Here is a 20,954-nt window from a genome sequence, read left to right as displayed (position 1 = left end):
AGTGCAATCAAGGAGTCTGCCAACTTGATTTGCTTGTTAGCCATTGAATAATGGAAAAACCACATTATTAATGAAGTTTGCCCCTTTTTCTGTATGAAGCCAAAACAAACCACCTAAATTCAACAAAACCGTTACCCAATAAACATTTATAAACGCTTTCTTAATCGATTTATGACGTAAGTTCTTTTGGGCGATATATGCACCTGGCCAACCACCCAGTAGAGAAATTAAATGCAAGGTGTTTTCTTGAGTCCTCCATCGGCCATTTTGAGCTGCAGATTTATCCATTGCGTAAGCGATAAACGCAATTAGACTCATCACTAGATATATACCGATAATAACTAAAGGCAGCTTCCCACTAAAGACTGATACCGACAGTCCAATGAAAAAGATAATCGTAAAGACGCCCCCAAAGCCTCTTTGGCTTTTTACTTTTTCTCGTTTTTTTGACTTGGAAATGTCACGAGCAAATTGGATGTTTTCAGCTTTATAACGATTGTTATTATCGCGAACGATTTCGTAGATGATGACTTCGCCATTTACTGGTCTACGGGATGGTGGGTTAAAGGCCTTGATATGAACAAAAGCACGCTCTCCACCACCATTTGGCTCGACAAAACCAAATCCTCGATCATCATTCCAGTTTGATATTTTCCCTTGTAGCTTCATGCCTTCCCTTGATTTCTTAGCTGCCAACGTGCACTAGCAATAACCATATTCTTTTGCGAATATTATTGACCCGCACTTTCCAACGGTATTTTTGGTTATCTCCTACATGAGGAAAGCGTATTTTTATCTCATTTAACTTATCGTAGATAGAAACAACCAACGCTTCGGTTTCCTTGCCTCCCCAACTTTCCAGATCGGTGCCTTTAAGAGACGGGTAATTGGAGATTTTTGATTTCTTCAGGTTATTGAAATTGAAGCCTTCTCTGGACAAGCGTTTGTATTCAACAATACTAAGCTTTTCTACCACATCACCTATTGGCACGCCGTCGTTAGCGATCATATCGAGATATTGCAGATTATCTTTAAGCTCGCCAATGAGTGCCCGGGAATCTCCCTTAGATTTTTTCCACCATGAAGTCATTGACTGCATTGCAGAACCACCGGCAGAGAGTGTTTTAAGCGCTGTTGGAATGGTTATATCCATGGTTATTCACTCATCTAACAATAAGTTAATGGGCAACAACTATTTATACCCGATCAAAACAGACTTCGAATATCAAAGAGCTAATATGTGATTGATTCTTTGAAATTTTTCAATCTTAAATATCTTCCAATCGATTAGCTGACTGTGACATCACCATGATTTCATGCTCTTCAAAAGATCTGAGTTCTTCCATCAATTCTTTTGCCGATCTATATCTGCACGGTCATGCAGGTAACGATAAAGGTCAATGATCTGCTGATGTTGATGAATGATTACTTGCATAATGTCGGTGGTCGAGAGTTCAGCAAATGGTGCATCACAATGATGATGTTGCACGATGGGGTTTTTATCAAAGTACTCATAGCACCAGGTATTTAATGCATGCTCGTTGCCTGTGACTTCGAATTGGTGCCCAGCGTGTCCGAGCTTTTCTTCATGCTCTGACAAATAGTTGAGAAGCATTTGTGCTCGCGTATTTTCAGTTTTATCGGCCCCACGTTTCAAACATTCCGCGAGGTGTTGATGGAACTCGCTTGTCCAGTGAAGGACATCTCTTAACGTTTCAACTTTCATAATAAATTCCAGTATTTTTGTTTGCTGCTGTTATTAGGAATAGTTTGAATGACCAAAAGAATAGCCTCTATTCCTCGCCGATATCTTCGTTCCAGATTTCAGGATTTTGAGCAATGAAATCGCCAAGCATTTGAATACTTTCCTGCGAATTAAGATCGATAGCTTCCACGCCATTTTATTGAAAACCGCAGCACCAATAGGAATACCGCCTTCAGCTAAGCCTTGACGGGCTTCGTTGATCGCCACTTCAAGCATTGCCTTGTAGTCTATGGTTGTCATGCCAGTGATCCTTTCTCAGGGTGTGTCATTGGGGACACGATCAAAGGGGCCAGACTATATCTCTGGCCTTTTCATTTTTGACGTTCTAACTGCCTATTCAAAACACGTATTTAGATCGTTTCCAGATCAAACTTCATGCTCAGCCAGCCATCATCCAATTTAGTAGAAACACTGTCTGTGGTTTGTAGTTGGTCATCGTTTAATTCACCGTTTTGTTTGATGAATTCGATTACGGCTTGTTGTCTTTGCTGAGCTAACTGTTGCAGCTGAGCATCGCTAACGGTTTCGGTTTCAATCAAGCGTTTTTTGAGGCTATCGTTATAGGCCAATATATCCAGTTCAGCTTGTGATTGCTCATTCGCATCTTCGGTTGTTGAAAATTCCTGCTGCAAGGTTTGCAAGTCAGGGCTTAGGCCTGCTTGAAGATATAAAGCTTCCAGCACATGCTGACGTTTTTCATTGAGTTGTTGTGTGGATTCCGTTTCATTCAGACGTGTATCAATTCGTGATTCCACGGCAGTTACTTGCAATCTCTGTCTATCGGCAGCTTCATCAAACGGTGCTGGTATTTGCAATGCCAGTTGTGGTCGTTGTGCTAATGCTTCGACTAACTTATGCAGCTTTTCTTGCTCGGGAGGTGCCAGATCAGCTCGTCCAGCACGAAAGCGAAGCTCATCAATTGATTCATCATTACCAATACCAATCAGGCTGCCCAGAAAACGGAAAGGTGCCGACACGATATTGCGTAGTGCATTGCCGATAGCCCCTCGAATCACCGGGCCCATCGCGAATTGTGGGTCGTTTACATTGCCACTCACGGGTATGTTGAGTTCGATGACACCTTTGCTGTTTTTAAGTAATCCCACTGCCAGATCCAACGGTAAATCCATAGCGCCTGGCGTTTCGACCCGTTCACCTAATTTGATATCACGGATCACGATGTTGTTAGAGGCTGTTAACTCACTGTCGACAACCTCATAGGTCAGATCAATATCACCCTTGCCTTCGGCGATCTGCCGTCCGGCAAACTTAACGGTGTAAGGACTCATTGCAGGCAGATCCAAATTACTGAACGCCAGTTTGATAGAGGTCTGAGCCATAACATCCAATGGATTCATCGCACCATCAATTTCCACCATGCCATATTCATCGACCTGGCCCTCCAGAGCGATATCGACTGGTTGTTTTGAGCTGGTCGAAAAGCCACTGATTTCGCCATTCAGGTTCTGCATAAGTGCATCAAAGACAATCGGCAGATTCTGATCAGTAAACCGTGAACTGGCATTGTTAATTTTCACTCGGCCCAGCGAAACGTCATAGCTGCTCGAGGTTTCTGAATTGGTGGACTCCGTTTGGCTGGCCTCAGATTCAGGCTGTTCTTTTATCAGCAATGCCAGATTGGTTTCGCCGTTTTCGTTAATTAATACCCGGCTATAAAGCTCGTCAATAATGACTTCTGATATCGCCACGCGTTGCTTGGCGAGTGAAAAATCTATGCTGTTTACAGACAAGTTATCGAGACTTAACAACTTCTCATCAAGCTGCTGGTTATCCAGCTGCATATCTGAAAGCGTCAGGTTGCCCTGGATCGCAAAAGGCTCTTGTGGATTGGATGTGATGCTGGCGGCAGAGTCGATTTTGCCACTGACCATTTCGATATGGGCAAACTTATTTAAGTAGGGCTGCACAGGTATTAATGACAACTGATCGATGCCTGTTTCGGCTTGAACAGCCACGCTGGGAAATAACTGCAGATCCCCTTCTGCCGTGATTTCACCGCCTGAATCCAAGCTGATAAGCGTGGTAAATGGCATCTGTTGATCTTCTGCCAGACTGAAGTTTTGCAGTGTGGCAGAGAGCAGCAAAGCCAGATTGGCAGCTGAGGCCGGCATCTGATCTTCCACTGCTAAACGAGTGTTATTTATTTCGATATTGGCAATATTCAGTTGTAGCGGTGCCAATTCACTCTCTGTTGGCTCGTCATCAGTATTGCCTTCCAGCAATGGCTCAAACAGCTGCAGCCAATTGAATTCGCCCTCGCTATTTTGTGTAGCAGCAATTTTGAAGTCATTAAGCGCCACATCATCAATCGTTAGCTGGTTATCGGGAAACACAAATTGGCCGTTGCTGACTGTTAGCGAGCCGCCTTGTAATAAAGCAGCGGCTTCGCCCGGTTGATGCAAACTGAATCCGGACAGGTCCAGATTGATCTCACTCAGTTCAACGTTTGCGGTATCGGCCAAATCAATATCATAGGCCAGCTGTAAAACCAGCCTGCCTTGTTGCAGTTCAAATGGCAGCTGAGCCTGCAGATATCGATACGGTGTCTGCAGACTGAAATTTTCGAGGTTAACCTCGCCAGTAAACTGTAGCGGAGATAACACCATTTTGCCGTTTAAGGTCAGCTTTGCATCATTTTCCAGTGCAAAAACCAGATCCTTATTCGCCGTTTCACCGGCCGCTGTTGAAAAATGATCCAAATGAATATTAATCGGGCTCAGCAGCGTTTCAAAACGAGACGCTGGCACATCATCACGATAAGCAATTTCACCATTGGTGTAGTTGAACTCGCCGATTTCCAGCGTGAATAACGGTCCAGATTGTTCGTTGTCTTCTAACGGATCAACATCTTCGGCAACATCCGTTTTGGCAGTCACATTCCACCGTTCTGCTAATCGGGTCAGTGTGTTTTCGCTAGAGGAATAACGTTGGAAATAAAGCTTCGGTGCATCAATGGTGATTTCTTCAATTCGCAGTTTAAGTTGAAACAACTGCAGAGGCTGCAGATTGAAATAAAACTTGTCCCACGCGGCTAGCGGCTCATTCTGTTCATTTGCCAGATGCAACTTATCGACGGTTGCTTCAAAGGTATACGGATTAAAGTGTATTTTTTCGACGCTGGCCTCAACACCCAGTCTCTCATGCAGTGTTTTGACCAATTGACGTTCGGCCAGCCAAGGCAGCAGAAAGAAGCCTATCAAGGTATATAACAGCAAAATACTGACAACCCAGATCAGCAGACTTCGAAATTTCAGAAAGGTGTTTTTGGCAGATTCCATTGCTGATAGCTCATCTCAGAGGTAGAGATGAATCAGTTTACCGAAATAAACCGCTTGGGCGTAATTGAAGGCCTAATTAATAGCCCATTTATTTCGGCCAACGATTTTGAGTCGTTTTTTTTTCACGATCTACCAGCCAAATGTACTTTCCCAATCTTCGGCCTTCACAAAACCGAGTAAGCGGGGCTTGCTGCCTGATGAGCGATTGATAGCAAACAGCGTCGTTGCGTAAGTTGGGGTATCACGACTAGCGCCCAGATTCTTTTGAAATTCGCTTATGCAATCGCCATACACCACAAAAACCAGATTCCTCTCAGTGCGTTTATTTTCCATCGCGGCGTTCAACAACTGATTATCGACATCGCATTGAGCCAGGCTTTCATCGGCAACACCTTCATAGCTAAACAAGACTCGCGAGGTTTCTTCACTGCGTTGCTGTGGACTGTAATAGATATCGGCTTTATGCAGACCTAAAATCTGCAGGTCTTCTGCCAGGGCGTACCCCATTCCCAGCGATCGTTTGCTGATGCCATTTTCGTTTTCTGTGTTCCAGCATTGAACATCCTTGCCTTCACAGCTCTCAAGGTGATGAATGACCGCAATCACTTCGCCGTTTTCCCAACTGGATTTGAGTGAGGCCACTTCCGTTTGGTGATTGTCAGACAAATCGAGCAGAACTGGCTGTTGCAGCAGCAAAAACATCAAACTGAAAAAAGAGAAAGGTAACAAGCTAAACAACAAGACTCTTTTATAGATCAATGCTTTAGAGCGTGACGCCATACGGATTCCTTACGAGGTATTTATAGCAATTGCGAGCAATGATTTGTGCCACTCACAGCTTGATTAAACCGTGACCGGACAATTTTTTTGCGGATGAAGCAGTTTACTTGATGCAGAAATGGGATCAAGCCTAACTTGCTTTTAACAGTCGCTATTTTGCAGAAAAACCTCATCGCCCAGACGGATCACCGCACTTTGTTTAATTGCTCCGTAAACACCCAGATTTTGATCGGCTTTTTGCACGATGGTTCGCAGAATACTGTTGTCAGATTCCAGCGATTGTTGAGATCGGGTTACTGCCCCACAACGCGGCGTGGTGCTATTGCATTCAATGGTGGCACGGCCGATTCGCAGTTTATTATCTACCCACGCCTGTTCAACTAAACCTTCCATACCAGGCAGGGTTTCGATAACCAGATTTGGACGAAAACGTTGTACATTCCAATCGGCTTCAGGATTGAGTTGTTGCATATGAGCCAGCGTCGCGGTGGTGAGTAAGTGAAAAGGTGTCACCAGAAAAAACGTACCTGGGATAGAAACAAAGTCCTTTGCTGCTGAAGGCAAGTCATCGAGGATCTCGGGCAAAGGTTCACCCTCTTCCCGATCAAATGTCGCTTTTAGTTCTTCCAGCCAGGTATGGTCATCTTTTTTGTGACGACGGTAAAAATCCAGTTCAGCTAATGGCCGAAGTGATTCCAGAGTCGAATCGTGGCCGGTTAATTCTGTTAAGGCTTGGTGAATCAGCGGATCGTCACTACCCATCACTCTGCCGTCTGGTAACAGAATATCCACTTCATCATGTGGGCCAGTCATCTGCGGGCTACGACAACGCGCTACACAACGTAATAATTGTGGTCTGAATTTGCAGCTTTGGATTTCTTGTCGTGCGGTATCCTGTAACGCCCATATACGATCGCCTTGCAGGCCCATATCACCAAGGTGGCAATAATTCAGACTTTCACCTGCCATGCCTTTCACCGGGTAACGCCAGATTTGTTGCACAGTGCCGACTTTAATCATGAGTACTCCTGAAATAGCTCAAGGCTGTTAAAAGCCTTTTCAGTGTTATTTCATGATTACGCCGTTGTAATACACGAAAGTTGTTAGAAAATTTGCCTGGATTAGCTGCGATCGTTTTATTCGTTTACGCCAAAACTATTACTGCCGCTTATAGAGCGTAGTTTGTTGACCGCAAGCGAAGCCGCTGCAGTGCGGGTTTCGACGCCAAGTTTGGTAAACACATGCTCCATATGTTTATTCACGGTCCGTGGACTGGTGCCGAGGATTTCACCGATACTTTTATCGGTTTTACCCAAAATCACCCAATGTAATACTTCCGATTCGCGATTGGTCAGGTTGAAGATGGCGCGTAATGCTTCAATCTGTGCGGTTTCGGATTCTTCGCGTAACAAAATCAACCACTGCTCTTCGCTTTGCAGATCGGCGGCATTAAAAATAAGTCGTCCGGTAGGTTTGTGCACAATATAAGGTCGCAATCGTCGCTCACCACCCTGATGTAATTGCATCACCCATTCCTGCAACGCATCCGGGGTATCTTGAATCAACAAATCATCTTCATGACTCATGTATTTTTCGATCAATTGCCTGGCCAATGGGGTTTGCCAAACGATCTTGCCGGTTTTCGGTAACACCGCAATGGCCGCCTGACCAAACGCATCTAATGCGCCTTGAGTTTGATTGATTAAACGTGAGTTTTTAAGGTGGGTGTTAATTCGGGCGATAACTTCGACCGGGCTTAACGGTTTGGTTACATAATCGATACCGCCAGCCGAGAAGCCAGCAACTACATGCTCGGATTCGGTCAGACCTGTCATGAAAATCACTGGAATATGCCGGGTATTCAAATCCTGCTTCAAAATACGGCACACCTCAAAGCCATCCATACCGGGCATTAATGCATCCAGCAATACAATATCCGGACTCGCTTCCAAGCTGATTTTTAAAGCCGATAATCCATTATCTGCCACCAAAACGGTATAACCGGATTCCACCAAAGCGTCGTGCAAAAGTGCCAAAGTATCGGGTGTGTCATCGACCACCAAAACGACTGCGTTGATCAAACTTTCAGACATCAGCTAATTTCTCTTCTATAAAGGTTTTCATGGTGCCCAATTGAAATTTTTCAGACATTTGGCGAAGTTCCGCAACAAATTGCGGGCAGGCCAATTGTTGTTCATCAATATCATTGATCAGTTTTCTTACACCGACCAAATACCCCATATTAATCATCCCTAATAGCTCGTTCATCACCTCATGCGAAGGCAACACATAGTCGGTTGCAACAGACTCAAGCGCCAGCTCTTCTTTGTTTTCTATCCACTGCAGATTCAGTCGCTCGCCAATCCAATTGATTAACTCATATAAATTAACGGGTTTTAAAATGAAGTCCTTGTCGGTGATGCCCGAGGAGTTTTCCAGGTTTTTATCAAATGCATTGGCAGAGATAATGCCGATTTTCACATCGGATTTATGCACATTACGAATCAGATGGCAGGTTTCCCAACCATCCATTTCTGGCATCGCCAAATCCATAAAAATGATTTCTGGCTGAAACTCAGGATAAATGCGCAAACATTCTGCTCCCGATGCCGCTTCTCTGACTTCAAATCCTAAAGGCTCAAGAATATTTAATAACAGCTCGCGATCTACCGGTTCATTATCGACCACCAGCAGTTTCCGGCGTGGACCTTTGTAACCGACTGGCATCCGAGTGGACAAAATCGGTAAGTCCTCTTCGACCCTAACCGATGGCAAAAACAGTCTGACAAAGAAAGTTGTGCCCTTGCCCACCTGACTTTCGACATGCAACACACCGCCCATCAATTCAGTGAGCAATTTGCTGATAGTCAAGCCTAACCCAGTTCCACCAACGCCTTGGGCCGCACTGCCTCGCACGAATGGTTCAAATATTTTATCTAATTCAGCCTGCTTAATTCCTGGACCGGTATCTTCAACTTCTATCGATAAAAACTCCCGTGCATGGGTAAAGCGCAGATGAATCGAGCCTTCCCGGGTATATTTCACCGCATTGCCGATGATATTGATCAAAATCTGGCTTAAACGTTTGTGATCTGCCCGCACAATTCGTGGCAGATCCGAGCTGATTTCATATTCAAATTTCAGCCCTTTATTAATCGCCTGTAATTCAAACATGCTAATAATTTGCTGGATATATTCAGGAAAACGTAGCGATTTGATGTCAAATTGCAGTTTTCCACCTTCAATACGAGCAATATCCAGCGTACCTTCAATTAATGACAATAGATGCTCACCACTACGCAAAATGACCTTGATGGCATTTTTGTTTTCGGCGGTCACATCGGTATTGTTATCCATCAACTGGGCATAACCCAGAATACTGTTTAGCGGGGTGCGTAATTCGTGACTAATGCCCGTTATATAGCGACTTTTTGCCTGATTGGCCTGCTCGGCAACAACCCGGGCTCGTTGTAAGGCCACGTCAGTTTGTTCATGCAGCATGATCTCGCGTTGTAACAAACTGGTTTGATGATTGGATTCCTGTTGTGCCACATTACGACTTTGTGATGTCAGAATCAGCCACCAGACAATAATGCCACTAACTAAAACCAGTGCAAAAAACGCTTTTAAAAAGCCTACCCTGATCTCTGGCAGGATTTGCGCGGCATTTCCGGTCAGGGTTAATGAGATATGTAGATAAATCAAGCCGAATATCGACGCCAGCAATAACACCGTCATCCCCATCAATAGGATGTAATGTCCAACGCCATTTTGGATATAACCCCATAACGACTTAGGCAGTAATTTGGTCATCGCGGCTTGCCACTGTGAATCCAGTTTGGCATGCGGTTTACAGGCATCGTTGCAACGTGCGTCCAGGCAACAACACAACGAACAAATCGCCCCTTGATAAGCCGGGCAATACGCCACGTCATCAATCTCGTATTCACGTTCACAGATACTGCAGGTTTCTTTGGTTTTTCCTGGATGAAACTTATACGGCTGACGCGCCAGATAATATTTCCCTTTGGTCCACCAGGCAATTAATGGTGAACAAATCAATGCAGCAAACATGGCAATAAACGATGAGAAAGACTGGGCTTCCAATCCAAACACGCCGACAAAGCTTAATACTGACAATATTGAAGCAATCACCATAGCTCCGACACCAACCGGATTGATGTCATATAGATAAGCCCGGCGGAATTCGACACCTTTCGGGCTTAACCCCAACGGTTTATTGATGATTAGATCGGCGACCACTGCCGTGATCCAGGAAATCGCAATATTCGAATACAGCCCCAAAATCTGTTCAAGTGCCTGAAATACATCCAGTAGCATCAACATGGTGGCTATCAATACATTGAATAATAACCACACCACGCGGCCTGGATGGCTATGAGTCAGACGGGCAAAGAAATTAGACCAGGCCAGAGAACCTGCATAAGCATTGGTGATATTGATTTTGACCTGCGACAACACCACAAAAAATACCGTGACGGCGAGCAAAACATCCGCGTTGGAAAACACATAGCTGAATGCGACGTGATACATATAAGTCGGGTTGACGGCTTGTTCAACAGATTGAGCCCCCATCAACACCAGATAAGCCAATAACACCCCGGCAAACATTTTGATCATGCCGATAAAGATCCAACCAGGACCGGCCATAATCACACCAAAATGCCACCTAAACCGGTTTTTTTGCGTTTTTTCCGGCATAAATCGCAGAAAATCCACCTGTTCACCAACTTGGGGAATTAATGCCATACCAATCGCTATGGCTGTACCAAACATGTAAATATTAAAACCGCCGTCAAACCCTGAAGCACCGGCAAAACTCATCAAACCTCTCACTGCATCCGGTTCTTTGGCAAAAATAAAGATAAAGGGCAGCACCATTAAAAACAGCCATACCGGCTGGGTGATCATCTGAATTCGGCTGATTAACGTAACCCCGTGGGTGACCAGCGGAATAATCACCACCGCGGAAATCAGATACCAGACGTAGATTGGTAAGTTGAAATACATGCTGAGCGCATAGGCCATGATGACGGCTTCGAGCGCAAACAGAATAAAGGTAAATGTGGCGTAGACAAACGACGATATGGTCGACCCGATATAACCGAAACCCGCACCACGGGTTAGCAGATCCATATCCAGACCGTATTTGGCAGCGTAGTAACTGATAGGCAGACTGGTCAGGAAAATAATCAGACTGATGGTCAGAATGGCCCAGAAAGCATTTACAAAACCGAAGTTAACCGCCAAGGCACCGCCGATGACCTCTAAAACCAGAAAGGAAATAGCACCCAGAGCGGTATTGGAGACACGAAAAATCGACCACTTTCGAAAAGAGTGAGGTGTGAAACGCAGTGCATAGTCTTCCAGCGTTTCGTTGGCGACCCAGGTATTGTAATCACGGCGAAGTTTAACAATACGTTGCGGTGCGTTATGTTCTGATGAATCCATCAAAGCATCGTTGGTTTTCAACTTCTATTCCCGATAAATTTAGCCCGATAGATTGAGCGATGTCCGAGCTCCAAATTTATCGTGAGCTGGATATAACTTATCCAATCACAGCATAACGTATGAGCAGTTTACTTTTATCTACGTAATATTACGTATTGGTTTTTGTAAATCCAAATCTGGCAGGGGATTATCATGCCCCCTGCCATGCTTGAGTGATGTATTACGCAATTAGCAAATACAGCCCACTAAATGTTAACAATGCGGCTAAACCACGTTGTAACAACAAGCCGATTTGATCTTTAAAGCTAGCGAGATATACGCCTAAACTTAATAAAATCGTCGTCGCCAACAACATACCTGCTACAGCCGCTAAGCCATTGCCTGCTGCAACCAGTTCCTGACCGTGAACAAAGCCATGTAACAGAGCAAATACGGTGGTCAAGGCCAGTTGCCAGATCCAGTTAATCGACGTGTTTAATAAAATTACCAGGCCCATCGCCAGAACGCTAACAGCTATCGCCACTTCAACAAATGCCAAGCCAGAAATCATCGCACCTAACACCACGCCGCCCAACATAAACACGACAAACTGCATAGGCACCTGCCAACGGGCTGATGATTGAGATTGTCCTGCCCAATAGCCCACAGCCAACATCACCAGTAAATGATCAATTCCGGTAAACGGATGCGTAAATCCACTGGCAAAATTAGCCATATCGTGTCCCGGATGGGCAAACGCAATGGCTGGGAAAGCCAGCATGCCCAATAGCATTAACATCATTTTTTTCATGTCATTTCCTTGTTTGAAATAAGATTAATTCAACATTAATCCCTGCTTTTCAATAAAAGCCACAATAGTTTCCAATCCGTCTTCCTGCTTCAGGTTGGTAAACACAAACGGTCGTTCACCACGCATACGTTTTGAATCGCGATCCATAACTTCCAATGACGCACCTACCAGCGGTGCCAGATCGGTTTTATTGATCACCAGCAAATCGGATTTGGTAATTCCAGGTCCACCCTTTCGTGGAATTTTCTCACCAGCAGATACATCGATAACGTAGAGGGTCAGATCGGATAATTCCGGACTGAAGGTGGCAGCGAGGTTATCGCCACCACTTTCCACAAATACGATATCTAATGGGTCGAAGCGTTTACTCAACTGGGCAACTGCTTCCAGGTTCATTGACGCATCTTCACGGATGGCGGTATGCGGACAACCACCCGTTTCTACCCCAATAATGCGATCTGCTGACAGCGCTTCGTTGCGCGTTAAAAACTCGGCATCTTCTTTGGTGTAAATATCATTGGTCACCACCGCAATATTATATTTATCGCGCAATCGCTTACATAAAGCCAGCGTTAATGCCGTTTTACCGGAACCAACTGGACCACCAATGCCTACTCGTAAAGGTTCTTTCATCTTACGTTTCTCTATAATTTATGAGCGAAATAAACGCGAATATTGGGTTTCATGGCGGCAAGCGGCAATGCTCAGCGCCGGACAAAAATTCTGGAGCTCATCATCTGGCAACTGCATGGCTTTTTCTACCAGTGTGGGAAGCGTCATGGCTAATTCTGACAAAATGCGTTGCCCGGCCACTTGGCCTAACGGCACAGCTTTCATGATTGCACTGACCTGATTTTCCAGAAACGACCAGGCATAGGCATGCAACATATCACTGAGTGAAATCTCCCAGCACAACGCTGTGACGGAATAGATAGTTGGAAAGGCCGGTTGCTGCAAAGTACCACTGATTAGAACGATTTGCGGTGGCCAGGTAGCTAAATCACGTTGCAATCTTAATAATGAATAGGCCATCTGCCGGGTTTCAGCGAGGGCTTCGCTGCTATCGCGACCTGCCTGATAATATTCATCCCAGTACTGAATTTGCAAGCCATCCATTTGCTGCCAGGCTTTATATAACCTCAATAAAACCGGTAATTCAAAATTGGCAAAATAAATCGATAGCACATCACCAATCCACTGTTTCGATGAGTCGATATCCTTCACATCCCCAGATTCAATCGCCCATTCCAATCCTTGCGAATAACTGTAGGCACCGACCGGTAGCATCGGGCTGGCGAGTTGTAATAGACGTGACAGCGAAGCTGAACTCATTTTAGTGACTGTGGCCGTGTTCATGGGCGTGACTGTGATCGTGTGAATGATCATCGTCATGATGATGGTGATGTCCGCCACCGCCAGCATAAGCACCGGATTCTGGTTCAAACGGTGCTTGTAATTCTTCAACCTCAACGCCTAAGCCCAGCAACATATCTTTTAGCACTGAATCGGTTTCCAGTTTCAGCCAGCCATCGCCGATTTCCAGCGGAACATGTCGATTCCCCAAATGATAAGCTGCTCGGGTTAAAGCTTTTGAGGTGGTAGCAGTTACTATCATTACTGCCTGATCGGCGGCAATTACCTCAACTACCTCGCCACTATCGGCACGCAAAAAATCGCCACCGCGTAATATCGTTCCACGCTGCATATATAACGCGGCTTCTTTACCGGATTGTAAGGTCACACGAATACGGCTTTTCTGCCGTAAATCAAAACTGAGACTGACCACATCATCTATCACCGTATCGGTGTGGATGTGATCAAGCTTGGTGGAAATCGATAACATTTTAAAACCTAGAATAAGAAGTAACGCTGTGCCATCGGCAGTTCGGTTGCCGGTTCACAGATTAATAACTCGCCATCGGCCAGCACCTGATAGGTTTCCGGATCCACCTCAATCTTGGGCGTGGCATCGTTGAATACCATATCTTTTTTGCTGATATTTCGGCAGTTTTTCACGGCGACCAGTGGCTTTTGTAAATCCAGTGCCTTGACCGCCGGATTCGATAAAGCGGCTTCGGAAACGAAGGTTAATGAGGTTTTCAAGGCTTTACCAAAACTGCCAAACATTGGCCGATAATGCACGGGCTGTGGTGTCGGGATAGACGCATTAGGATCGCCCATCGCCGCTGCTGCAATCATGCCGCCTTTTAATATCAGGGTCGGTTTTACCCCAAAAAACGCCGGACGCCATAACACTAAATCAGCAAATTTACCGGCTTCAATGGAACCGACTTTATGCGAAATGCCATGGGTTATCGCTGGGTTAATGGTGTATTTGGCAATATAACGCTTAATCCGGAAGTTATCGCAGTCACCCTCTGCGCGTTCGGCATCCTCTTTGAGCGGACCACGTTGGACTTTCATTTTATGCGCGGTCTGCCAAGTGCGAATCACTACTTCACCAACCCGTCCCATCGCTTGAGAGTCCGATGACATCATCGCAAACGCACCGGTGTCATGCAGAATGTCTTCTGCGGCAATGGTTTCGCGGCGAATACGTGATTCGGCAAATGCCACATCTTCAGCAATAGATGGATCCAAGTGATGACACACCATCAACATATCCAGATGTTCATCCAACGTATTGATGGTAAACGGTCTTGTTGGATTGGTTGATGAAGGCAATACATTGGAAGAACCAATGGCTTTAATAATATCCGGTGCATGGCCGCCACCGGCACCTTCAGTGTGGAAAGTATGAATGGTGCGGCCTTTAAAGGCGGCCAAAGTGGTTTCGACAAAGCCCGACTCATTTAACGTATCAGTATGAATTGCCACCTGAATATCCATCTCATCCGCAACGGACAAACAGTTATCAATCGCCGCGGGTGTGGTGCCCCAGTCTTCATGTAATTTCAGACCGATAACTCCGGCTTCAACCTGCTCTCTCGCTGGTTGTGACTGAGACACATTGCCTTTACCGAAAAAACCCAGATTCATTGGAAAGGCTTCGGCAGCTTCCAGCATCCGGTGAATATGCCAGGGTCCGGGTGTACAGGTGGTTGCATAAGTACCTGTTGCTGGGCCAGTTCCGCCACCCAGCATGGTGGTAATACCCGACATTAAGGCTTCTTCAATCTGTTGCGGGCAGATCCAGTGAATATGACTATCAATGCCGCCAGCAGTGAGGATCATGCCTTCACCGGCAATAATTTCGGTACCGGCACCTATCGGGATGGTGACATTGGGTTGAATATCTGGATTACCGGCTTTGCCAATAGCCCAGATATGGCCGTCTTTAATCGCCACATCGGCTTTGATAATGCCGGTCACCGCATCAATAATCAGTGCATTGGTAATAACGGTATCGGCGACTTCACTGGCGACTAACTGGGATTGCCCCATACCATCACGTATAACTTTACCGCCGCCAAACTTAACCTCTTCGCCATAGGTGGTCAGATCCTGCTCGACTTCAATCCATAATTCGGTATCGGCCAGCCGGACTTTATCACCCACCGTGGGGCCAAACATTTCGGCATAGGCTTGCCGATCGATTTTCAGACTCATCACAAGGCTCCCATAACGCGGCCGGCAAAACCGTAAACCTGACGTAAACCGGATAAAGCGACCAATTCAACAGTGCGGGTCTGGCCAGGCTCAAACCGGACAGCGGTTCCAGGGGCAATATTCAAGCGAAATCCATAAGCCAGCTGTCGATCAAACTGCAACGCATCGTTGACTTCAAAAAAATGATAGTGAGAACCAATCTGTACCGGTCGGTCGCCGCTGTTAGACACATCAATTGTGACCAGCTCACGATCTACATTCATCTGCAAATCGCCCGCTTTTACTCGCATTTCACCTGGAATCATTGTCAGTGTCCTCAGATAATTGGGTTATGCACGGTCACCAGTTTGGTGCCATCAGGGAAAGTGGCTTCGACCTGTATTTCCGGCAGCATTTCAGCAATACCATCCATCACATCATCCCGTGTCAGCAATGTCGCGCCAAAATCCATCAGTTCAGCAACCGTTCGGCCGTCTCTAGCGCCTTCCATAATCGCAGCAGAAATATAGGCCACCGCTTCCGGGTAATTCAGTTTCAAACCACGGTCTTTACGACGTTCAGCCACCAACGCGGCGGTAAAAATCAGTAATTTATCTTTTTCTCTAGGGGTCAGTTCCATTGTTTTTCCAACCTTTTTTTATCAGTCTAGGTGGCCCATATGCGTGGTCGAATGGCCTGGCGGTTGCCATACCAGGGACGTAAGCAGTGCCATAGTTTTTCAAAATAGATTTTGGCTTCCTGAGCGCAAGGCCCAATGTAACGCGCGGTAAAAATATCCGGTAGCGCCGAGACGCCGTATGTCGCTGTCGAATCCAGCGTTATCTGTTGGCAATCCTTCAGGATCTCAGCGGGAGTATTGCCTGCTGCCACCACTAAACTGCCAAACACCACCTGCGATCGTAATCCTGCAATCGACGTTAACAAGGGGCTATCGGGTTTTAGTAATGCCGTTTCATTCCAAATCAGTTTGCTGTCACGTTTAATAGATAACTGTTGGCGAAAACGTCCGCTATTCCAACGTTCGCCACTAGCTTGCCGCCCCAGACAAACCACTTCCCATCCGGCAAACACGGCATTTTCACTGAGTTGAATTTGAGTATGCAACGCCACATCAGCGCCATCAAACACGATATTTTCCTGTGGTAACCATTCCAGCTGACTATTTTCAGCCACTGTCATTGCAATATGTTGACTGGCCCGCCGACCAGCAGATTTATACCATTTGGTGGCACCGGGAGTAGTTAATAACGCAGATGAATCGCTTTGCATTTCTACCGTTAGCTGCAGGCTATCGCCACCTGCAACACCACCGGGAGGATGAATAATCACCCCATGAGCCGGATTGTTACCTTCGGGGTAGAGAATTTTTTGAATGACTAACGGGCCATGATGCTGGCGGCGAGCCAGAATAGTTTTAGCGGAGCGGCTATCGAATATCAGTTTGAGACTGGCATCCCAGCCAGTCATCAACTGATTAATTGCAGGTTTTTCAATTTGTTGGGTTATCGGTAAAACTGGTTCTGAGCGCACATTCATGCCAACACACTCCTTCATGTTGAGCATAGAGCATCATATTTCCTAATCAATAACAATCGTTTTAGACCGTTAGATACTTTTTGATCATCGCCGCATCAACGTCAGCACGCATATCCTCATGAATAAACTTGCCTTTTTCAATCACGATAATGCGGTCGGCGATTTCCATGGTGAAACTCAAAACCTGCTCGGAAACGATAATAGTGATTTCACGCATTTTGCGGATTTCGTTTAATACCTTGGCAATATCTTTGATGATCGACGGTTGAATACCCTCTGTTGGCTCATCCAGCAACAACACTTTCGGATTGGTAACCAGCGCCCTTGCAATAGCTAATTGCTGCTGCTGTCCACCCGACAAGTTACCGCCCTTACGATGCCGCATATCATGCAGCACCGGAAACAATGCAAAAATCTCATCCGGAATCGATTTCATTTTAGAAACCTGCAAACCGGTTTCGATATTTTCCTGCACCGTCAGATTCGAAAAAATCATCCGGCCTTGTGGCACATAGGCAATGCCATTCGCCACACGTTGATGACTTTCCATGCCGCCAACACTGACCCCTGCAATGCTGACCTTGTCTGCCTGACTCGGCAGAATGCCCATCAAAGATTTAAATAACGTGGTTTTACCCATGCCATTGCGGCCCATAATCGCCAATGTTTCATTTTTGTCGACTTTAAAGCTGATGTCATGAATAACCTGGCTTTGGCCATAACTTACTTGTAAATTTTCTACTTCAAACATGGTTAATCTCCCAGCTTAAAATCAATGCCCAAGATAGACTTCAATGACCTTTTCATCCGCCTGCACCTTCTCCATCGTACCTTCAGCAAGGATTTTCCCTTGATGTAGTACGGTGACTTTGCGGGCGATCTTTTTGACGAATTCCATATCATGCTCAATTACTATTACCGAACGGTTTTCGCAGATTCGGTTAAGTAACTCAGCCGTTTCGTCACGTTCCTTGGCACTCATGCCGGCCACTGGCTCATCGAGCATCAATAATTCCGGGTCTTGCATCAGCAACATGCCGATCTCCAGCCATTGTTTCTGACCGTGACTGAGAATCGCCGCCTCGGTATCCAGAAAGTTTTCCAGCTGAATTTCCTTAGCCACTTCATTGACACGCTTGATGACTTCATCGGTAGTTTGGAAAAACAAACTGCCAAAAACGCCACGACCTTCTGGATAAGAAACTTCCAGATTCTGATACACCGTCAGGTTTTCATAGATTGATGGCGTTTGAAACTTGCGGCCGATACCGGCACGCACAATTTCATGTTCTGCCATTTTGGTCATTTCTTTGTTTTTAAAGCTGATTGAGCCGGAACTGGATTTGGTTTTACCGCAAATCAAATCCAGTAATGTGGTTTTACCGGCACCATTAGGGCCGATAACCACGCGCAACTCATTTTTGTCGATATACATGGTTAATGAATCAACCGCCTTGAAGCCATCAAACGAAACCGTGAGATCTTCAATCGCCAATAAAAAATCGGTAGTGGTGGTCATGATTTGGCTCCCTCAGTTGTCGATTCAGGTTCAATGGTCGATTCAGATTCAATTTTGGCTGGTGCGGATTTTGTTTCCGCATTTGTAGAACTGTTCACTAATGGCCGCAAAAATGGCACTTTAGGTGCATATTTATTCCAGATACCCGCCAGTCCGTTCGGGAAGAACATAACCACTGCGATAAACAAACCGCCCATCAGGAACAACCATAATTCAGGGAAGGTTTCCGAAAAGCCGGTTTTACCAAAGTTGACCAACAAGGTGCCGTAAACCACACCGATTAAGGACATGCGTCCACCAACAGCGGCAAAGATAACCATCTCAATCGACGGCACAATGCCGACAAATGAAGGTGACATAAAGCCGACCTGCAGCGTAAACATCGCGCCACCAATGGCTGCAATTACCGCAGACACACAGAACACAAAGATCTTGAAGTTAGAAACGTCGTAACCGGAAAAGCGCACCCGATCTTCTTTATCTTTCATCGCCAACAGCAATTGGCCGAACTTACTGGTCAGGATGAACTTGCTCAGCATGATGACGCCAAGCAGTAATAAAGCATTAATGAAATAGAGGGCTAACTTGGCCGAATCAGTACGAATATCCCAACCATTAAGTGTTTTTAAATCGGTAATACCATTGATACCACCGGTATAACCTTGCTGACCGACGATTAACACGGTCAGGATCACCGCGATAACCTGAGTGATGATCGCAAAGTACACCCCGCCCACCCGACGTTTAAACATTGAATAACCAATGATGAACGCAAAGATAGAGGGCACCAGAATGATCGCTAATAAGGTAAAAGTAAAACTCTCAAAAGGTATCCAGAACCAGGGCAACTCATACAGCTGATTCCAATCCATAAAATCAGGAATACCCGGTGTAGTCTGGATCTTGGTGCTTTCAGGATCGGAAGCCTCCAGTTTGAGGAACATGGCCATGGCATAACCACCCAGACCAAAGAACACACCTTGTCCCAAACTTAAAATACCACCGTAACCCCATAACAACACCAGACTTACAGCCGCAAAGGCGAAGGTTAAATATTTACCGACCAGATTCAACCGGAAGGCATCCAGAAACAGCGGGAAAATCACCAAAATCAGGATGGCCAGAATGGCAATGGCCAACGCCCCGTTCTTACCGCCCAAAAATCGCTCATAGACAAAATTCATCATTATCTCCTGCTAATTATTTACGAACTTTGGAAGAGAACAAACCTTCAGGGCGAATCATCAAAATGATGATTAGCGTCAGCAGTGTCAGGACTTTCGCCATTGAGCTGCTGATGAAGAATTCAAGAATGGATTGTGCCTGTGCAATGGTAAACGCTGAGGCAATGGTGCCGAACAAGCTGGCTGCACCACCAAACACCACGACCATGAACGTATCAACGATATACAAGGAACCAGAGGTCGGCCCTGTTGAAGCAATGGTGGTAAAGGCTGCACCGGCAATACCGGCAATACCGCAACCTAAAGCAAAGGTCAGTCGGTCAACCCGTTTGGTGTTGATACCTACTGCTCCACTCATTACGCGATTTTGTGTAGTGGCACGCACATTCAGCCCCCATGCTGAGCGATACATCAGCAGAAATACGCCAAGTGTCACGAAACCAGTTAGACCCAATACAAACATACCGTTAATTGGAATAAAGATAGAATCGGTTGGCATCCAGGACCCCATTAACCAGTCCGGCAGTGTTGGGCTGACTTCGCGTGCTCCAAAAAAGGAGCGAAATGATTGTTGCATAATCAGGCTTAAACCCCAGGTCGCCAGCAGCGTATCCAAAGGTCGTTTATAGAGATGCCTGATTAATACATATTCTGTTAAATAGCCGAATGATCCCGCCACAATGAATGACGCAACGATTGCTATTAAAAAGTAGTAATTCATTAACTCAGGAAAATACGTTTGTGTCATGACTGAGAGTAGATAAGTCGTATAAGCTCCCATCGCCATAAATTCGCCATGGGCCATATTGATGACGCCCATCTGCCCAAAGATGATTGCAAGACCCAGCGCCATTAACAGCAGTACGCTGAACAAGCTAATCCCAACAAAGCCTTGCATGGCCAGAATTGAAGTCAATTCTTGTAATGAAAAGTCACCCATAACGGATACTCCGATGCATTTTCCGATTAATCAAAGAGTGGATTCACACTCTGTCCTTCTTTCACCCAGACAGGCTGGTCAAAATTGACCAGCCTGTGT

General features: G+C 45.7%; 21 protein-coding genes. All 21 read right to left on the bottom strand.

Annotated features, from left to right (window positions below):
* Nucleotides 1-36: 36 nt before the first annotated feature.
* Nucleotides 37-669, bottom strand: a complete 633-nt coding sequence (locus A9E74_RS06665) for a DUF1294 domain-containing protein (protein ID WP_069295860.1) — start codon at nucleotides 667-669, stop codon at nucleotides 37-39.
* A gap of 16 nt (nucleotides 670-685) precedes the next feature.
* Nucleotides 686-1,153, bottom strand: coding sequence for a hypothetical protein (locus A9E74_RS06660; RefSeq protein WP_069295859.1), 468 nt, complete (start codon nucleotides 1,151-1,153; stop codon nucleotides 686-688).
* 192 nt (nucleotides 1,154-1,345) lie between these two features.
* Nucleotides 1,346-1,726: an ATPase gene (locus A9E74_RS06655; protein ID WP_245652085.1), complete on the bottom strand. Its 381-nt coding sequence runs from the start codon at nucleotides 1,724-1,726 to the stop codon at nucleotides 1,346-1,348.
* A gap of 33 nt (nucleotides 1,727-1,759) precedes the next feature.
* Nucleotides 1,760-2,005 carry a hypothetical protein gene (locus A9E74_RS06650; protein ID WP_069295858.1) on the bottom strand — a complete coding sequence of 82 codons (246 nt, stop codon included), beginning with the start codon at nucleotides 2,003-2,005 and terminating at the stop codon, nucleotides 1,760-1,762.
* A gap of 110 nt (nucleotides 2,006-2,115) precedes the next feature.
* The gene (locus A9E74_RS06645) at nucleotides 2,116-5,064 is read right to left on the bottom strand and encodes a DUF748 domain-containing protein (RefSeq protein WP_069295857.1); all 2,949 of its coding nucleotides are present in this window, start codon (nucleotides 5,062-5,064) and stop codon (nucleotides 2,116-2,118) included.
* 129 nt (nucleotides 5,065-5,193) lie between these two features.
* Nucleotides 5,194-5,844: a histidine phosphatase family protein gene (locus A9E74_RS06640; RefSeq protein WP_069295856.1), complete on the bottom strand. Its 651-nt coding sequence runs from the start codon at nucleotides 5,842-5,844 to the stop codon at nucleotides 5,194-5,196.
* Between the two features lie 141 nt (nucleotides 5,845-5,985).
* Complete coding sequence (locus A9E74_RS06635) at nucleotides 5,986-6,864, bottom strand: MOSC domain-containing protein (protein WP_069295855.1); 879 nt, start codon at nucleotides 6,862-6,864, stop codon at nucleotides 5,986-5,988.
* A gap of 116 nt (nucleotides 6,865-6,980) precedes the next feature.
* A complete protein-coding gene (locus A9E74_RS06630) occupies nucleotides 6,981-7,937 on the bottom strand; it encodes a response regulator transcription factor (protein WP_069295854.1) in 957 nt (318 codons plus the stop codon).
* The gene (locus tag A9E74_RS06625) at nucleotides 7,930-11,337 is read right to left on the bottom strand and encodes a hybrid sensor histidine kinase/response regulator (RefSeq protein ID WP_218104295.1); all 3,408 of its coding nucleotides are present in this window, start codon (nucleotides 11,335-11,337) and stop codon (nucleotides 7,930-7,932) included. Before A9E74_RS06625 ends, A9E74_RS06630 begins: the two co-directional genes overlap by 8 nt.
* A gap of 199 nt (nucleotides 11,338-11,536) precedes the next feature.
* Complete coding sequence (locus tag A9E74_RS06620) at nucleotides 11,537-12,106, bottom strand: HupE/UreJ family protein (protein WP_069295853.1); 570 nt, start codon at nucleotides 12,104-12,106, stop codon at nucleotides 11,537-11,539.
* Nucleotides 12,107-12,130: 24 nt separating this feature from the next.
* Nucleotides 12,131-12,739, bottom strand: a complete 609-nt coding sequence (gene ureG, locus A9E74_RS06615; RefSeq protein ID WP_069295852.1) for an urease accessory protein UreG — start codon at nucleotides 12,737-12,739, stop codon at nucleotides 12,131-12,133.
* A gap of 18 nt (nucleotides 12,740-12,757) precedes the next feature.
* Nucleotides 12,758-13,462 carry an urease accessory protein UreF gene (locus A9E74_RS06610; protein ID WP_069295851.1) on the bottom strand — a complete coding sequence of 235 codons (705 nt, stop codon included), beginning with the start codon at nucleotides 13,460-13,462 and terminating at the stop codon, nucleotides 12,758-12,760.
* The gene (gene ureE, locus A9E74_RS06605; protein ID WP_069295850.1) at nucleotides 13,440-13,949 is read right to left on the bottom strand and encodes an urease accessory protein UreE; all 510 of its coding nucleotides are present in this window, start codon (nucleotides 13,947-13,949) and stop codon (nucleotides 13,440-13,442) included. The genes A9E74_RS06610 and ureE overlap by 23 nt, the downstream gene beginning before the upstream one ends.
* 8 nt (nucleotides 13,950-13,957) lie before the next feature.
* The gene (gene ureC / locus A9E74_RS06600) at nucleotides 13,958-15,676 is read right to left on the bottom strand and encodes an urease subunit alpha (RefSeq protein WP_069295849.1); all 1,719 of its coding nucleotides are present in this window, start codon (nucleotides 15,674-15,676) and stop codon (nucleotides 13,958-13,960) included.
* Nucleotides 15,676-15,981 carry an urease subunit beta gene (locus A9E74_RS06595; protein WP_069295848.1) on the bottom strand — a complete coding sequence of 102 codons (306 nt, stop codon included), beginning with the start codon at nucleotides 15,979-15,981 and terminating at the stop codon, nucleotides 15,676-15,678. The genes ureC and A9E74_RS06595 overlap by 1 nt, the downstream gene beginning before the upstream one ends.
* Before the next feature lie 11 nt (nucleotides 15,982-15,992).
* Complete coding sequence (ureA, locus tag A9E74_RS06590) at nucleotides 15,993-16,295, bottom strand: urease subunit gamma (RefSeq protein ID WP_069295847.1); 303 nt, start codon at nucleotides 16,293-16,295, stop codon at nucleotides 15,993-15,995.
* Between the two features lie 26 nt (nucleotides 16,296-16,321).
* Nucleotides 16,322-17,212, bottom strand: a complete 891-nt coding sequence (locus tag A9E74_RS06585) for an urease accessory protein UreD (RefSeq protein ID WP_141696774.1) — start codon at nucleotides 17,210-17,212, stop codon at nucleotides 16,322-16,324.
* A 61-nt stretch (nucleotides 17,213-17,273) separates the two neighbouring features.
* Complete coding sequence (gene urtE / locus A9E74_RS06580; protein WP_069295846.1) at nucleotides 17,274-17,963, bottom strand: urea ABC transporter ATP-binding subunit UrtE; 690 nt, start codon at nucleotides 17,961-17,963, stop codon at nucleotides 17,274-17,276.
* Between the two features lie 21 nt (nucleotides 17,964-17,984).
* Nucleotides 17,985-18,731, bottom strand: a complete 747-nt coding sequence (urtD, locus tag A9E74_RS06575) for an urea ABC transporter ATP-binding protein UrtD (protein ID WP_069295845.1) — start codon at nucleotides 18,729-18,731, stop codon at nucleotides 17,985-17,987.
* Nucleotides 18,728-19,918 (bottom strand): urea ABC transporter permease subunit UrtC, encoded by a 1,191-nt coding sequence (urtC, locus tag A9E74_RS06570; RefSeq protein WP_245652084.1) that lies wholly within the window; start codon nucleotides 19,916-19,918, stop codon nucleotides 18,728-18,730. The genes urtD and urtC overlap by 4 nt, the downstream gene beginning before the upstream one ends.
* A gap of 13 nt (nucleotides 19,919-19,931) precedes the next feature.
* On the bottom strand, nucleotides 19,932-20,855 hold the full coding sequence (gene urtB / locus A9E74_RS06565; protein ID WP_069295843.1) for an urea ABC transporter permease subunit UrtB: 924 nt from the start codon (nucleotides 20,853-20,855) through the stop codon (nucleotides 19,932-19,934).
* Nucleotides 20,856-20,954: the final 99 nt, after the last annotated feature.

It is taken from the genome of Methylophaga muralis (genome assembly GCF_001720165.1).
Taxonomy (GTDB): domain Bacteria; phylum Pseudomonadota; class Gammaproteobacteria; order Nitrosococcales; family Methylophagaceae; genus Methylophaga; species Methylophaga muralis.
Note: the sequence above shows the minus strand (reverse complement) of the source record. Positions and strands in the feature narration are given on the sequence as shown.

Bases quoted from the DNA above. Each gene is read 5' to 3' on its own strand.
- A9E74_RS06665 (WP_069295860.1), bottom strand. From the start codon at position 669: ATGAAGCTACAAGGGAAAATATCAAACTGGAATGATGATCGAGGATTT.
- A9E74_RS06660 (WP_069295859.1), bottom strand. From the start codon at position 1,153: ATGGATATAACCATTCCAACAGCGCTTAAAACACTCTCTGCCGGTGGT.
- A9E74_RS06655 (WP_245652085.1), bottom strand. From the start codon at position 1,726: ATGAAAGTTGAAACGTTAAGAGATGTCCTTCACTGGACAAGCGAGTTC.
- A9E74_RS06650 (WP_069295858.1), bottom strand. From the start codon at position 2,005: ATGACAACCATAGACTACAAGGCAATGCTTGAAGTGGCGATCAACGAA.
- A9E74_RS06645 (WP_069295857.1), bottom strand. From the start codon at position 5,064: ATGGAATCTGCCAAAAACACCTTTCTGAAATTTCGAAGTCTGCTGATC.
- A9E74_RS06640 (WP_069295856.1), bottom strand. From the start codon at position 5,844: ATGGCGTCACGCTCTAAAGCATTGATCTATAAAAGAGTCTTGTTGTTT.
- A9E74_RS06635 (WP_069295855.1), bottom strand. From the start codon at position 6,864: ATGATTAAAGTCGGCACTGTGCAACAAATCTGGCGTTACCCGGTGAAA.
- A9E74_RS06630 (WP_069295854.1), bottom strand. From the start codon at position 7,937: ATGTCTGAAAGTTTGATCAACGCAGTCGTTTTGGTGGTCGATGACACA.
- A9E74_RS06620 (WP_069295853.1), bottom strand. From the start codon at position 12,106: ATGAAAAAAATGATGTTAATGCTATTGGGCATGCTGGCTTTCCCAGCC.
- ureG (WP_069295852.1), bottom strand. From the start codon at position 12,739: ATGAAAGAACCTTTACGAGTAGGCATTGGTGGTCCAGTTGGTTCCGGT.
- A9E74_RS06610 (WP_069295851.1), bottom strand. From the start codon at position 13,462: ATGAACACGGCCACAGTCACTAAAATGAGTTCAGCTTCGCTGTCACGT.
- ureE (WP_069295850.1), bottom strand. From the start codon at position 13,949: ATGTTATCGATTTCCACCAAGCTTGATCACATCCACACCGATACGGTG.
- ureC (WP_069295849.1), bottom strand. From the start codon at position 15,676: ATGAGTCTGAAAATCGATCGGCAAGCCTATGCCGAAATGTTTGGCCCC.
- A9E74_RS06595 (WP_069295848.1), bottom strand. From the start codon at position 15,981: ATGATTCCAGGTGAAATGCGAGTAAAAGCGGGCGATTTGCAGATGAAT.
- ureA (WP_069295847.1), bottom strand. From the start codon at position 16,295: ATGGAACTGACCCCTAGAGAAAAAGATAAATTACTGATTTTTACCGCC.
- A9E74_RS06585 (WP_141696774.1), bottom strand. From the start codon at position 17,212: ATGAATGTGCGCTCAGAACCAGTTTTACCGATAACCCAACAAATTGAA.
- urtE (WP_069295846.1), bottom strand. From the start codon at position 17,963: ATGTTTGAAGTAGAAAATTTACAAGTAAGTTATGGCCAAAGCCAGGTT.
- urtD (WP_069295845.1), bottom strand. From the start codon at position 18,731: ATGACCACCACTACCGATTTTTTATTGGCGATTGAAGATCTCACGGTT.
- urtC (WP_245652084.1), bottom strand. From the start codon at position 19,918: ATGATGAATTTTGTCTATGAGCGATTTTTGGGCGGTAAGAACGGGGCG.
- urtB (WP_069295843.1), bottom strand. From the start codon at position 20,855: ATGGGTGACTTTTCATTACAAGAATTGACTTCAATTCTGGCCATGCAA.